Annotated in this window: 13 protein-coding genes; 4 read left to right on the plus strand and 9 right to left on the minus strand. The window is 25.3% G+C overall.

The window, feature by feature from the left end:
- The first annotated feature begins 85 nt into the window (after nt 1-85).
- Genes sppA through BUE91_RS00745 form a run of 4 tightly spaced genes read left to right on the plus strand, consistent with a single transcriptional unit; the run spans nt 86 to nt 5,463 of the window.
- Entirely contained in the window at nt 86-1,828 is a 1,743-nt protein-coding gene (gene sppA / locus BUE91_RS00730) for a signal peptide peptidase SppA (RefSeq protein ID WP_073507626.1), read from the plus strand.
- Between the two features lie 13 nt (nt 1,829-1,841).
- Nucleotides 1,842-4,049: an ATP-dependent helicase gene (locus tag BUE91_RS00735; protein ID WP_073507627.1), complete on the plus strand. Its 2,208-nt coding sequence runs from the start codon at nt 1,842-1,844 to the stop codon at nt 4,047-4,049.
- Entirely contained in the window at nt 4,049-4,612 is a 564-nt protein-coding gene (locus tag BUE91_RS00740) for a YiiX/YebB-like N1pC/P60 family cysteine hydrolase (RefSeq protein ID WP_066901032.1), read from the plus strand. The genes BUE91_RS00735 and BUE91_RS00740 overlap by 1 nt, the downstream gene beginning before the upstream one ends.
- Nucleotides 4,609-5,463, plus strand: a complete 855-nt coding sequence (locus BUE91_RS00745; RefSeq protein ID WP_073507628.1) for a DUF4300 family protein — start codon at nt 4,609-4,611, stop codon at nt 5,461-5,463. Before BUE91_RS00740 ends, BUE91_RS00745 begins: the two co-directional genes overlap by 4 nt.
- Nucleotides 5,464-5,499: 36 nt before the next feature.
- Here the strand turns inward: BUE91_RS00745 and eno are convergent, their stop codons facing one another.
- The 9 genes from eno to BUE91_RS00790 form a co-directional block, all read right to left on the minus strand.
- Complete coding sequence (gene eno / locus BUE91_RS00750) at nt 5,500-6,798, minus strand: phosphopyruvate hydratase (protein WP_066901028.1); 1,299 nt, start codon at nt 6,796-6,798, stop codon at nt 5,500-5,502.
- Between the two features lie 75 nt (nt 6,799-6,873).
- The gene (locus BUE91_RS00755; protein ID WP_073507629.1) at nt 6,874-7,890 is read right to left on the minus strand and encodes a MupG family TIM beta-alpha barrel fold protein; all 1,017 of its coding nucleotides are present in this window, start codon (nt 7,888-7,890) and stop codon (nt 6,874-6,876) included.
- A gap of 14 nt (nt 7,891-7,904) precedes the next feature.
- Nucleotides 7,905-8,690 carry an alpha/beta hydrolase gene (locus BUE91_RS00760; protein ID WP_073507630.1) on the minus strand — a complete coding sequence of 262 codons (786 nt, stop codon included), beginning with the start codon at nt 8,688-8,690 and terminating at the stop codon, nt 7,905-7,907.
- 21 nt (nt 8,691-8,711) lie between these two features.
- Nucleotides 8,712-10,115 carry a PTS transporter subunit EIIC gene (locus tag BUE91_RS00765; protein WP_073507631.1) on the minus strand — a complete coding sequence of 468 codons (1,404 nt, stop codon included), beginning with the start codon at nt 10,113-10,115 and terminating at the stop codon, nt 8,712-8,714.
- 15 nt (nt 10,116-10,130) lie between these two features.
- The gene (locus BUE91_RS00770) at nt 10,131-10,976 is read right to left on the minus strand and encodes a MurR/RpiR family transcriptional regulator (RefSeq protein WP_066901023.1); all 846 of its coding nucleotides are present in this window, start codon (nt 10,974-10,976) and stop codon (nt 10,131-10,133) included.
- A complete protein-coding gene (gene murQ / locus BUE91_RS00775; protein WP_073507632.1) occupies nt 10,960-11,868 on the minus strand; it encodes an N-acetylmuramic acid 6-phosphate etherase in 909 nt (302 codons plus the stop codon). Before murQ ends, BUE91_RS00770 begins: the two co-directional genes overlap by 17 nt.
- Nucleotides 11,869-11,976: 108 nt before the next feature.
- The gene (locus BUE91_RS00780) at nt 11,977-12,585 is read right to left on the minus strand and encodes an ABC transporter ATP-binding protein (RefSeq protein WP_073507633.1); all 609 of its coding nucleotides are present in this window, start codon (nt 12,583-12,585) and stop codon (nt 11,977-11,979) included.
- A 1-nt stretch (nt 12,586) separates the two neighbouring features.
- Entirely contained in the window at nt 12,587-14,164 is a 1,578-nt protein-coding gene (locus tag BUE91_RS00785) for an ABC transporter permease (RefSeq protein ID WP_066901017.1), read from the minus strand.
- Entirely contained in the window at nt 14,155-15,165 is a 1,011-nt protein-coding gene (locus BUE91_RS00790) for a Fe(3+) ABC transporter substrate-binding protein (protein ID WP_073507634.1), read from the minus strand. Before BUE91_RS00790 ends, BUE91_RS00785 begins: the two co-directional genes overlap by 10 nt.
- Nucleotides 15,166-15,203 lie beyond the last annotated feature (38 nt).

Genomic DNA, 15,203 nt, shown 5'->3' on the forward strand with positions numbered 1-15,203 from the left:
GCTTTTCAACTGATACACTATTACAAATTGCTTTTAAACTATATATATGTTATGATAAATAGAAAAGAAAGAAAGGAAAGATTTTATGTTTAAACTTATTAAAAATATTTTGATGTACACTATTAAAAAGATATATTCTTTTTTTGTATACATTACTTTAATAATAATATTAATAACTGTGATTGCAGGTGGAATATTTGCTAAAAATGAATTAAAATCAGAAAAAACTAATGTATTGATTTCAGATATTTTTATACCATCTGAAGATAAATTTACAAATTCTATAAAATATATAAATGGAAAGAACATTACATTTTCAGAAGTATACAATTCACTTAATATTATTTCAGATGATGATAAGATTCAAAAAATATTTATTAATTTAGATACTACAGCTTTCTCAGCTGCACAATTAGAAGAATTAGAACCTGTATTAAATAAAATAAAATTGGCTAATAAAAAAATATATGCTTATGGTAGTGTAATTAACAATACAAACTATGGTATTGCTACTTTCGCAGATGAAATTATAGTTCCAGAAACACAAAATACAGATATAATTTTAACTGGATATTCAAATAAGAATATGTATTACAAAAATCTTTTTGATAAATATGGATTTGAAATTGAAGTAATACATGTTGGAAGTCATAAAAGCTTTGGACAAAACTATACTAGAAATAGTATAAGTAAAGAAGAAAAAGAAACACTTACTAGAATACTTGATAAAAGATTAGATTTATTCATACAAAAAAATGCAAATTCAAGAAAAATTAAACCAGAAATATTTAAAGAAAAACTATTAAATGGTGAGTATGCATACATAAGTCCAGAAAAGGCAAGAGATTTAGATTTAATAGATCAAATAATGTTTTATGAAGATTTAGCTGAAAAAATTGACTTAAAAGATCATAATACTATTTCTTTACAAGATTATTCAGAAAAGAAAATAAAAGAAATTAATACTAGCTCTAATAAAATAGCTGTAATTTATCTTGACGGAGAAATTACTGAACAAAGTAATTCAACATCTACATATATTTCTTATGATAATTTCAATAAAAAATTTGAAAAAGCTAATAAAATAGAAGGAATAAAAGGTATAGTAATAAGAATTAACTCTCCTGGTGGAGCGGCTATAGAAGCAAAACAAATATATAATAAAATAAGAAAATCAGAAATTCCAGTGTATATTTCTATTGGAAATATAGCTGCAAGTGGTGGTTATTACATATCTAGTGCTGGGAATAAAATATTTATCAATCCTTCATCTATAACTGGATCTATAGGGGTTGTTTCAATAATACCTAATTATTCAAAAGCATTAAATAAATTTGGGATAAATATTGATGGTGTAACTAAAGGAAAATATGTTGATCTATTAAGTCCTAATAAGGATTTAACAGATGAAGAAAGAAGCACTTATCAAAGAAAACTTAATGATGTTTATTCTGAATTTAAAAAAGATATATTGAAAAATAATAAAAAATTAACCCCTGAATCTTTAGAAAAAGTGGCACAAGGAAAAATTTGGTTAGGTAGTGAAGCAATAAAATTAAATTTAGTTAATGGATTCGGTGGACTTCAAGATACAATAAATGCACTTCAAAAAGATTTAAAGCTTGATAATGACTATAATATAATACATATATATTCTGAAAAAAATTATGAAGATGTATTTTCTTTATTTGATAAATTTTTAATTAAACTTAAACTAAAAAACAGCAAAATTTTAGTGTTAAATGAACTAGAAGAAAAAATACAATTTATAATAAATCAAAAAGGTAAGGCTATGTATTATTCTGATATTTTACCTTTGGAATTTTAAAGGGAGATGAGTAATGAGTATCTTAGATAACTTAAATACACAGCAAAAGAAAGCTGCAAAACTAATAGATGGTCAAACTTTAATATTAGCTGGTGCAGGAAGTGGAAAAACAAGAACACTAACATTTAAAATTGCACATATGATAAAAGAAAAAAATATTAATCCTAAAAATATTTTAGCATTAACATTTACTAACAAAGCTGCAAAAGAAATGAAAGAAAGAGTTGAAACATTAGTTGGTGATAACAACGATGTATCAATATCTACATTTCACTCTTTTGCTGTAAGATTGCTAAGAACATATTCTGAGAGAATAGGATATACTACTAATTTTAATATTTATGATAATAACGACCAAAAATCTATGATAAAAAAGATTTTAAAGAGCCAAGGACTTGATAAAAAGTACAAGGAATTTCAAATTATTTCAAAAATTAGTAGACTTAAAGAATTAGGGTTAAACTATACTAATCTTGAGCAAGAACTAGATATGAACTTACCTTTTAATAGGGAATTTAGAGAAATATTTAGAGAATATCAAGAAAAACTTGAAAGAAGTAATTCAATGGACTTCTCCGATTTATTAGTTAATGCTAAAGCTCTACTTGATGATGAATATGTTTTAGAAAAAATACAAAATAGATATGTATACATATTAATAGATGAGTATCAAGATACTAACGAAATACAATATCAAATCATTAAAAAGATTGCAAAAAAACACAAAAATATATGTGTTGTTGGAGATGAAGATCAAAGTATTTATGCATTTAGAGGAGCGAATATACGAAATATATTAAATTTTGAAAAAGATTATCCAAATGCAGAAATCATTAAACTTGACCAAAATTATAGATCTACCCAAACTATATTAGATGCTGCTAATTCCGTAATAAAGAATAATAAATCATCTAAGGGTAAAAAATTATGGTCAGATAATAATAAAGGTGAAAAAATTGGTATTTTCACAGCAATAAATGTAACAGATGAAGCAAACTTCATATCTGATAAAATTAGTGAATTAAGAATAAAAAAAGATAAAAATTATAGAGATTTCACTATATTATATAGAACAAATGCTCAATCAAGAGCAATAGAGGAAAGTTTTATTCAAAATAAGATACCATATAAGATATATGGTGGTCTAAGATTCTTTGATAGAAAAGAGATTAAAGATTTAATTTCATATTTATTATTAATAAATAATACTAAAGATGATTTAAGTTTTGAAAGAGTAATAAATTTCCCTAAAAGATCTATAGGACCTAAAACTATAGAAATCTTAGCTAATATAGCATCAAAAAATCAAGTGTCACTATTTGAAGCTATATCTCATATAGATAATGAAATTTCAAGTAATGCTAAAAATAAACTGATATCATTTAAAGATTTAATAACTAAATACATTGTTGCTAAAGAAGATATGACAACTTCTGAAATATTAAAAGATTTAATGGATGATATAAACTATAGTTTAGCTCTTGAAACATATGATAATAAAGAAGATAGAGAAGAAAATATTCAAGAATTAATAAATTCAATAGTTATACTTGAAGAAGAAGCAGGGTTTTTATCTCTTCCAGAATATTTAGAAAATGTAGCTTTGAATTCTCCTTCTGATAATTTAGTCGAAGAAGAAAACTTTGTTAAACTAATGACTATACATGCTTCAAAAGGACTTGAGTTTAATACTGTGTTTTTAATAGGTGTTGAAGAAGGTCTGTTCCCTAACGAAGATAGTAATTTTATGGAAGATGAACTTGAAGAGGAAAGAAGAATATTTTATGTAGCTGTAACTCGTGCTGAGGAAGATTTATACATCTCTCATTCACTTGAAAGAAAAACATGGGGTTCTATGACTAACTATTTTGTTAAACCTTCAAGGTTTATAGGAGAAATACAAAAAGAACTTAAAACTGAAATATTTAATCCAAATAATAGAGAACCTAAACTTAATAATGATAATGAAGTAGTAAGATTTGTTAATCCAAATAAAAAATCTATAGAAAACTTTAATCCATTTAAGTTTATTAATAACTCTAAAATAATTCCTACTAAAATAGATACATCATTTAAAATAGGAGAAAAAGTTTATCATAATGAATATGGAAAAGGTATAATTAAAGAAATTACACCTAAATCAATAACAGTTAATTTTGCTGTAGGTTCAAAAAAAATAGCCCTTAAATTTGCAGAAACATTTTTAGAAAGGATAGAATAATGAAAAAAATATTATTAATTGTTGCAATATTTTTCTCATTTAATATTTATTCATATAATTTCGATAATTATCATTGGTACACATTTAAGTATGTTAATAGAAATATACAAAAATTAAAACCATTTGATATTATTGTTCTAAATAAGGGAAGTGAAATAACTCAACAATTTGGTCATTTATTTATACTTAATAAAGATAAGAAATTAGTTGAAATTAAAGGATTTGATGATTATTTTTCAGATAGTCCTATATATTCATTTTCACATATAGATAATAGAAAAATTACTATTCTAAGATATAAAAATATGGATAGTGAACTTGAAGAAGAAATTGAAAAAATACTTCCAAAGTACTATAACAAAAAATACCATATTTTTGTAGGTAATGATCCCGATAATCTATATACCTACTGCTCAAATTTTGTATACAATATATTCCTTGAGGCAAGTAGAAATTTAAAAATAGATGAAATCGAATTGGTTAAAAATAAATACCCTGTGCTACCCTTTAATTTCTTAGATAGTAATGAGTTAGAAAATATATATTTAGGAGAAGAAAAATGAAGAAAATATTAATTACTATTATTACACTTATTTGCCTATTTACTTGTAATAGTAATATGAGTAATAATAAAATTATGTATAGTAATTTAGCCGGAGAAAAATCTAAAAAATTTATAAAAGAACTATTACTTAAAAATAATATTAAAGAAGAAAATATAGATTCTTTCTTAAGCCAAGTAAATTTATTTAATGATGCAGTTGAAAGTAAAGAATTAATTGATGAATTTAAAGAAATTGATAATCCTGTAAAAATAGAATACAACATTGAAGATATGATAGATAAACTTACAAAAAAATATCCAGATTTTGTAGGTTGTAATTGTAGAATAACATCATTTACATTAATAAATGATGTTATAAACATAGAAAATACTTCAAAAATAAATGGAAGTTCAAGTTTTCTATTCCTTGATGAAGATAGTTTAGAAAATATACCATTAAAACTAAATTTACAAAAGGATAAATTTTTAGCACTGTACACTGATATACCTACAGAATTAACTAAATATCACAAAATACATCTAAAAAATATACAAAATGAATGGAAGAATAGAAAAATATCTTTTAAAGATTCAAATGTTAGTATGATATCTGTAATATTACATAATGATTTAGATGATCCAAGCATATTATTTATTGGTCATATAGGTATTCTTGTAAAAGATAATAATAAATTCGTATTTATTGAGAAACTATCTTTCCAAGAACCATATCAAGTAATCATATTTAATAATAAGGTTGAGCTTAATGATTATTTAATGAAAAAATATGATAAATCATTTGATCAACCAACAGCTCACACTATATTACTTGAAAATGATAAATTATTAGAAACATATAAAATAAAATAAAATAAGAAGGAATGTATTTCCTTCTTATTTTATTTACTATCTTTTAATTGTATATAATGAATCTAAACCTTTATATAAAGCTTCCCCAGCTAAGTCATCTTCTATTCTTAATAATTGATTATATTTAGCAATTCTATCTGTTCTTGAAGCTGATCCAGTTTTGATTTGTCCAGCATTTGTTGCTACAGCAACATCAGCTATAGTATCATCTTCTGTTTCCCCTGATCTATGTGAAACAACTGCTGTATATCCAGCTTTCTTAGCCATTTCAATAGCATCTAATGTTTCAGTTAATGTTCCGATTTGATTTAATTTAATTAAGATAGAGTTAGCAATTCCTTTTTTAATTCCTTCTTCTAATCTCTTAGTGTTAGTAACAAATAAATCGTCTCCAACTATTTGTATTTTATCTCCTAATTTTTCAGTCATTAATTTAAATCCATCCCAATCATCTTCTGATAATCCATCTTCTATTGAAACTATTGGATATTTGTTACATAACATTTCATACCATGCTACCATTTCTTCTGAAGTTCTTTCAACTCCACCTTCTCTTTTGAATACATATTTTCCAGTTTCTGAATTATAGAATTCTGATGAAGCAGCATCTAATGCAAAAGTAATATCTTTACCTAATTCATATCCTGCAGCTTTAACAGCTTCTGAAATTATATCTAAAGCTCCTTCAGTTCCATTAATTTTAGATGGTGCATATCCTCCTTCATTTCCTACATTAGTAGAATCTCCGTTAGCTTTTAATAATTTTCCTAAGTGATGGAAAATTTCAGCACCCATTCTTAATGCTTCTCTATAAGTTTTTGCTCCAACTGGTTGTACCATGAATTCTTGAACATCAACAGCTGAGTCAGCATGTGATCCACCATTTAAGATGTTCATCATAGGAACAGGTAATTCTTTAGCATTAACTCCTCCTAAATATCTATATAAAGGTAACCCTAATTGATTTGCTGCTGCTTTAGCTACTGCTAAAGATACTCCAAGTATTGCATTTGCCCCTAATTTTCCTTTATTTGGTGTTCCATCTAAATCTATCATTAATTTATCAATAGCAACTTGATCTAATGCATCCATACCAATTACAGCTTCTGCTATAATATCATTTACGTTTTCAACTGCTTTTAAAACACCTTTTCCTAAGTATCTTGATTTATCCTCATCTCTTAATTCTACTGCTTCGTGTATACCTGTAGATGCCCCTGATGGTACAGAAGCTCTTCCCATAGCTCCACCTTCTAAGTAAACTTCTACTTCAACAGTAGGATTTCCTCTTGAGTCAAGGATTTCTCTTGCATAAACATTTTCAATTATTGTCATCATAAAACCTCCATTTTTTGTTTTTTCACATTGTTAATTATATCACAGTGATTAAAAAAAAACAAGTGAATGTATTTATATAAATACAAACTTTTTATACTTTCTGATATATTTTAGTAGTTCTAAATCCTCAGAAATAACCCTAGTAAGTTTATCTCTTTTTTCATCAATTCCTAATTCTTTTAAGGCTATTTCTAATTCTCCTGAATACCTTTTATACATTTCATTACTAATTAATATATCTCCAATTTCTATTTTTTCTCCACTAATTAATTCATTTTTATCAATATTTTCAAAAACATACTTTTCAAATTCTTTTCTATTATGTACCATATTTCTAATTACATAATCTGATGAATCTCTTCTATCCTCAAAGACTTCATTAATTAAAATCTTTTTTTCAATTTTAAGTGGTATTATTCCCCTTGTCAGATATTCTAAATCTTTCCAATTTTCTTCTTTTAAATCAATATCACCAACTAAAACAACATCTGTGTCGTTATAAAATAATTCTAATGCTGAAGTTAATATTCTTTTATCCCTATGTTCCTCTAAAGTTGGTAAACCTTCAAAAACTGGTCCTCTTTTTTCATCTCCATGAATAAAAGCCATATTTAATATTCCATAATCAGAATATTTCTTATTCTGTTTTTTCAAAAATTCTAAAGATATTCCTGTATATTTTTTAGGATAAAAATTATGTAAACTTAAAATATTACTAAAATCAACTTTTTTTGATTTCATATACTCTAAATCTTTTTCATTTAAAACACTTGAATTTAATACAAGCTTATTATTTTTGATAAACTCTATAATTTCATCTAATGTATATCCATCATCTATTCTATAGTAAACATTAGTATTAGTTTTAATCTTATCCTTACTATTTTCATTAATATCCACTATTAACTTTAAATCATTTTCTAAACATAATTTAATAATTTCATCTATTTGTTTTTCCTTATCCATATCTTCTTCTTGAATATTTAAGGACGTAAATACAAATTCTGAACCATATTTTTTAGCCTTATAAATAATATTCTTATTTTTTTCTAAATCAGTACTTAAGTATATAGAAAACCCTATTTTCATATATTTATTTCCTTTTATTTATTAAAATTTTCTACAAAGAATAAGCTTTGGTATTTAATTGAGTTTCTCCAATATTCCCAATTATGTATACCTGTTCTTTCTATATAATCATGATTAATATTTAATTCTAATAATTTTTTATGTACCCTTCTATTAACTTCAATAAAAAAGTCATTTACTCCACAATCAAATATTACATTAGTTCTTGTAAATAATAGTTTGTGAACTAAAGCATCTATATTATACTCAGACCAGTTATTATTAATAATCTTAGAAATACCCCAATTACCTTTAAATTCTTCTGGAATTAATCCTCCACTCATACTCCCTATATTCCCAAATACATTAGGGTTATTTAATCCTATAAAAAATGCTCCATAACCTCCCATACTTAATCCAGTTATAGCCCTATTTTTAGCAGCCTTAATAGTTGAATACATCTTATCTATATTTTCTATTAATTCTTTTGAAATAAAAGTTGAATATTTTGATTTTTTATTAACTTCTGAATCAACATACCAACTATCATAATTTCCATCTGGTGAAACATATATCACGTTATATTTATCTGCTAATTCACCTATAGGGGCATTTTCAACAAAACTTTTATTAGATCCAGACCAGCCATGCAAAGTGTAAATTACAGAATATTTATTATTCTTACTATATCCATAAGGTAAGATTACTGTAACTGGTATCATTTTATTCATAGATTTTGAAAAAATTTCAATATCTTCCCTTTTAAATGAATATACAAAAGTTGTGAAAAATAATAAGACTATTAATAAATATTTTTTCATTTTATATCTCCTAAAATATTTTTATCCGTAAATTTCTTCTATTCTTTCTTCATCTACACCAAATAAATATGTTAATAAAAATCCACCTATATATGCACCTATCATAGCTATTAGGTATAAATGCCATGTACCTGGTTTAACTATTAATAATCCAAATAATCCAGACACACCTTGAGTTATTGTACCAATTTTAAATAATGATGCAAGCAATCCACCAAATCCAGCACCTAAACACGCTGTTATAAAAGGTTTACCTAAAGGTAAGGTAACTGCATACATTAAAGGTTCTCCTATACCTAAAATTCCAACCGGAAGTGCATCTCTTGTAAGAGTTTTAAGCTTCTTATTCTTAGTATTTAAATAGATTGCAAGTCCTGCTCCAACCTGTCCTCCACCAGCCATCATTAATATAGGTAATAAATAATTAATACCACCTGTAGGTCCACTAGGATCATTTAATAATACGTGTATTGGTGTTAAAGCCTGATGTAAACCAACTGAAACTAAAGGTAAAAATCCAGATGATAAAATATATCCACCCACTATGCCAAATTTATTATACACGACATCAAGTATTATAAAAATAAATTTAGTAATATATGTACCTAATGGTTGTATTAATAATATTGCAACAAATACACTTATTAATAAAGTAAATAATGGAGTAAAGAATGTATCAAGAATTGTAGGCATAACTTTTCTAATACTTCTTTCAAGTTTTGCAATTATTATTCCCATAAATAATGAAGCAAGTAATCCACCTATACTAGGAGAAAAAGCTCTATCAACTATAGGTAAATTTAAAGGTGTATCATTAACTTTTAATAGTAATGGATGTAGTGAATTTCCAACAAATATGGCACCAATAATTCCACCTAAAATAGAAGTTCCTCCAAATTCTTTAGTTGAATTCATTCCTACATAAATTGCTAAATAAGTAAACATCCCAAATCCTATTGTCTTAATTGAAGCAAACCACCAATATCCATTAAATGCTCCTTTAGTAGTAACGTTAATAACATTAATTAATCCTAGAATTAATCCAGCTGATATTATTCCAGGTAATAAAGGAACAAAAATATTAGCGATTTTTTGTAAAAATTGTTGAACTACTCCATTATGTTTAGATTTATTAATTTTTTTATTTTCATTTGCAACATTATTAACATCAGCAAAACCTAATGGAATATTAGTTAATTTAGCAAATTCTTCTCCAACCAAATTAACTTTACCTGGTCCTAAAACAATTTGAATAGTGTCAGATTCAATAACTCCTAAAACACCTTCAATCTTTTTTAAAGACTCTAAATCAACCAATTCTTTAATTCCTATTCTAAGTCTAGTCATACAAACTGCATTACTTAAAATATTTTTCCTTCCACCTAATACTTCAAAGATTTCTTTTGAAACTTTTTTAGCATCCATAATTTAACTCCTATTCTATTTTTCTTTTATTTTTTCTATTTTGGTTTCATTAATCTTAACACTTACTTCATCAAAATTCATGTTTGAATATTTTAAATATATTACATCAATTAGATTTAACATTGAAATTCTTGAATAAATAGCTGCACTTCTTTTTAATGATTCTTTAGAAGTTACATATAGGTTATGATTTGCTTTTGAAGCAACTTCATTATTACCATACATTGTTATAGAAACTGTCTCTATCCCTTTATTCTTAAGTACATTACTTATTTTAATTATATCTTTTGTCATTCCTGAATATGAAATAACAATTGCTAAATTATCCTCAGTACTATTTACAGCTTGTATATATTGTAAATCAAATGGACCAAAAACATTACAAACTTTACCTATCCTCATAAACTTATACTGTGCATCTAAACAAACTATATGTGATGCTCCAACACCATAAAAATCTATTACTTTTTTCTTTCTAATTAACTCTACTACTTTATCTATAATTTCAGGATCTTGTAATAATTTGGTTTCTTTCAAAGAACTAATACTTAATTTATTTAATTTTTCAATTATCATTCTTGTATCATTATTTCTTTCTATATCCACATTTTCAAAATTTAATTTTGACTGTTCTAAATTTGCTATTTCTTCTATCATTTCTATTTTAAATTCTTGGAATCCACTTAACCCTATTTTTTTACAAGTTCTAGTAACTGCTGAAACACTTGTAAATGTTTCTGCTGAAATCTTTTTTGCATCAATATTTTTTATATTTTTATAATTTTCCATCAAATACTTAGCTATATCTTTCTCACTTGATGTAAAATCATTATTTTCTCTAAGTTTAACTAGTATACTCATGTATTAACCTCGCTACATCATAATTATATTTTTTTAGTTTATTTTCTGCTTCTTCTTTTTCTATTTTAAGAAGTATCATAGTTATTGCAACCTTTACACTCCTACCTGATTTTTCAAGATATTTTTCTGCTTCTTCATAACTAACATTAGTAGTATTCATTAAAATTAATTTAGCTCTTTCAATTAGCTTAAAATTTGAAGTTTTAATATCAACCATATAACCTGAAAATACTTTACCTCTTTTAATCATAACACTTGTAGATATCATATTTAATATCATTTTTTGTGCTGTCGCTGACTTCATTCTAGTAGAACCTGTTATAATTTCAGCACCAACTACTACTTCTATAGGAATATCTACATGCTGTGATAACTTTGAATTTTCACAACAAGTTATACTACCTGTTAATGCCCCTATTTCTTTTGCATATTTAATGGCACCTAATACATATGGCGTTCGTCCTGAAGCAGTTAATCCTATAACAACATCATCTTTTGTTAATTTAATTTTTTTAAGATCTAACATTCCTTGTTCTATATCATCTTCTGCATGTTCTTTAGCCTTAAACATAGCCTCTTTACCACCAGCAATTATTCCCTGAATTGTCTCAAAATCAACTCCATATGTAGAAGGGCATTCTGAAGCATCAATTATTCCGAGCCTTCCTGAAGTTCCAGCTCCAACATATATTATTCTTGTATTAGGAAGAGTTTTTTCTATAATAGCATCTATTAATTTTGCTATAGAAGATAATGCTTTCTCAACACTATATGCAACTTTTTTATCTTCATCATTTATTCTTTTAATTATTTCAAAAGTATTTTGTAATTCAATATTTTTACTATTTTCATTATTTTTTTCTGTTGATAATTTAGATAGATCTAACACCATATTCACCACCTTTTTTTAATTAATATAGTATACCTTGATTTTTACAAAAATCAAATTTATATAAAATTTATTTCCAAGTAATTAAAAAAGGAGTAAAATATTAATCTTTTACTCCATATTTATTACTCTATCTGCAATTATACTATCATTTAAATCATGACTTACAATTATGGTTGTAATTCCAATTTTTTTCAATATATCTTTTAAATCCAACCTTATTTTCTCCCTTAATTCCATATTAAGAGATGAAAATGGTTCATCTAATAATAAGAGTTTAGGCATTACAGAAAGAGATCTTGCTAATGCTACTCTTTGTTTTTCTCCACCTGATAACTCATGTGGATATCTCTTTTCATAACCTTTAAGTTCTATAAGTTCTAATAATCTAGCAGTTTTTTCTTTTTTATCTTCTTTTTTTAAACCAAATGAAATATTATCATATACACTTAAATGAGGAAATAGAGCAAATTCTTGAAACAGGTAACCTATATTCCTATTTTCTATTTTTTCATTTGTAATTTCTATTCCATCTAAAAATATTTTACCATTTTTAAGTTCTTCTAATCCTGATATTAATCTTAATAAAGTTGACTTCCCTATTCCTGATTTTCCTTTTATCATAAGTATTTCTCCTTTATCAACATAAAAAGAATAATTATCAATAATCAATTTTTTATCATATGAGAAACTTACATTATTAAATTCTAAAAAATGCATATTAATCTTCCCCTTTCATATCAAAATGATTATATATACATATTAATACTAAAGTAATACTTATTAATATTAATGCAGGAACACCTATTAATACTAATTCTTCATCACTAGCATAGTTTTTCATTTGTATAGATAATGTAGTTTTCGTTAATAAAAGTGCTGCAAGTGGCAGCTCCTTTATTATCTCTATGGATAATAATAAGGCAGCAGATATTATAGCTATCTTTTGCATAAATATATCTACCTTAAAAAAAGTTTTTAATTTACCCATACCTAATAATCTTGAACTCTCATGTAAACTATTACCATTTTTTTCAATACTTGATTCTATAGGTGTATAAGCAAGAGATAAAAATCTTGTTGTATATGCAAATACTAGTATTAAAGGACTTTTAATAAGCAACATATTTTCAGTTATGCCACTATTTATTAATATCAAATCTATACCTATAAATATAGATAAAAAACCTATTGCAATTACTGACCCTGGTATAGAATATCCAACTGAGCTTAACTTATTTATTATCCATTTTCTTTTACTAAGCCTATTAACATTAGTTAGAAATAGAGCAAATATCAATACAAATATGGCTGTATAAAATAGTATAAATAAAGTATTTTTAGTATTTATTAACACATCTTTTATATAAACATAACCTATAGAAAAATATACCCATCTAAAAATATATATTATAGGGAATAATAAGGTAAAGAAAAAAACTGTAAAAAAGAATGATAGTACTAAAATATGTTTTATTCCTTTCAATTTTTCTCTTTTTATTTTAATATTTTTCCCTGTACAATATTTTATTTTTCTTCTACTTAATTTTTCTATAAAAAGAAAAAATAATACAATAATTATTAATATTACTGATAATTTATTAGCTCCATCTAAATCATAATTATTAATCCAACTATCATATATGCCTGTACTAAAAACCCTAATACCAAAAAAGAATGGTACACCAAAAGCATTTAAAGTTTCCATAATAACTAACATTAATCCTGTTATTATTGCTGGTCTAGATACAGGTAATATTACTTTATATAAAGTTTGAAAATTACTTTGTCCCAGTAGTTTAGATGAATATATTAAATCCATAGAAATTCTTTTCATATACGCTCTCGATGTAATATATACATATGGATAAAAAGCGATAGAGAGCATTATTATTGCTCCTTTTATATTTGCAATATCTAAATACATATTCACACCATGTTTTTTCAAAAAAACATAAAAAGGTCCTGTTATAAAGTCAACATAAATATATGCGAATAAATAACTAGGTATTGCAAAGGATAAAAAATTAGTATATCTAAAAAAATTTCTAAATTTAAAATCATAAAAAGTTTCAAAATAAGCTAGTCCTACTCCTATAATAAAAGTAAGAAAAACTGTAGGAATTAGTATAAAAGCTGTATTTATAACATACTCTTTTAATAGATATTCAAAGATATGATTTGTTAAATCACTATTAGGTTTAAAACTATTTATGATTATATATATTATAGGGCTAATAATTAGCCCTATTAATATATGTGAAAGTATTTTCCAAACGTTTATCTTTCTTATTTCCAATTTGCTTTATCCGCAACAATTTTAGCCTTTTCTAAATTTTGACCTATTTTATCAAAGTCAATCTTAGACGCTTTAAATTTTCCCCATGTTTCAACTACTGGACTTAAAACTGCTCTTGGGTTTACTGGATATTCATAATTTTCATGTGAATATACCATTTGTGCATATTGGTCTGTTAAAAATTCTATAAATTTAATAGCATTTTGTTGGTTTTTACTATATTTAGTAATACCTGCTCCAGAAAGGTTAATATGTGTTCCCCCAGTATTTTGGTTAGGGAAGAATATTTTTAATTTTGAAGCAACTTCTCTTTCAAGTGGATCTTTAGAATCTGTCATTCTACCCATGTAGTAACTATTCATTATAGCTACATCTCCTAAACCTGCAAGAACTGCTTTAGCTTGATCTCTATCATTCCCTTTTGGTTCTCTTGCAAAGTTTTCAGCAAGTTTTGTTGCCCATTCAGAAGCTGATTTTTCTCCATTTTTAGCTATCATAAATGCTATTAAATGTTTATTGTATGAACTTCCAGAACTTCTTGTTAAAATTCTTTTGTCCCATTTTTTATCTGCTAATGCTTCATAAGTTGAAAGTTCTTTTACATTAACTTTTTCAGGATTGTATACAAATATACGTGCTCTATATGTTAATCCTACCCAATTATTAGTTTTATCTCTAAAGCTAAAAGGTACATTACTTAATACTTTTTTTGATTTAATTGGTTGTAATAAATTTTTTGTTTTTGCAGTATATAAATCTCCAACACCAACAGTTATGAATACATCTGCATCTGTCGATTTCCCTTCTAACTCTAATCTTTTAATTAAAGCTGAAACATCTGAGTTTTGTACTACATTTACTTTTATTCCAGTTTGTTTTTCAAATTCAAGATAAATTGATTTATCTGAATCATAATGTCTTGATGTATATACATTAACTACACCACTTGCAAACATTAAGTTTGTAACCATCATAGTAATTAATAATACTAATCTTTTCATTAATTTGACCTCCAAATATTTTGATTGCAAAAGAATTA

This window comes from Streptobacillus notomytis, assembly GCF_001902585.1.
Lineage (GTDB): Bacteria > Fusobacteriota > Fusobacteriia > Fusobacteriales > Leptotrichiaceae > Streptobacillus > Streptobacillus notomytis.